The organism is Bartonella sp. AD328YNZD (genome assembly GCF_042196425.1).
The window spans coordinates 1-510 of sequence record NZ_JBHIQG010000905.1; the positions used below are offsets into that span (position 1 = coordinate 1).

Here is a 510-nt window from a genome sequence, read left to right on the forward strand (position 1 = left end):
ATCAGACATTAATATACCTCTTTAAATTTATGCGATATTCCTTTTTATAAAATAGGATAGAGATGTTTCTTTAAAAAGAATCTGTAAGAGCCACACAATGACTGCTCTTCTTCGTAAAAATATACTACAAAGCAAAGTGTAAAATGCTGCATAATCTTTCTTATTTTGAAAGGTAACTCCCGAAACTCTTGAAAAACATAAAATCAAATGAAACAGTGATGATAAAGATAAAAACTGTTTTTATCTTTACTGATTTTGTATAAGCCCCCATTACGCTATATCTGGATTTCAACAAGACATCGGACAGATACTCGTGATACTTATACACCAATCCAACATAAAAATGTAAAAAACACCAATGAGAAAAGATTTTGCTTTTTAAATTTTTTCAAGAAAATCTTTTAGTGCTGCAAATGCCTCACCAGCCTTGTTACCCTCAGGACCACCAGCCTGCGCCATATCAGGACGACCACCACCACCTCGACCACCAAGCACAACTGAAAGAATACG

The 510-nt window shown here is 34.3% G+C and carries 1 protein-coding gene; it reads right to left on the bottom strand.

The features are described from left to right. Positions 1–378 precede the first annotated feature (378 nt). Positions 379–510 (bottom strand): DHHA1 domain-containing protein (locus ACFIO3_RS15685; protein WP_375704843.1); only part of this gene is annotated, 132 nt, incomplete at its 5' end.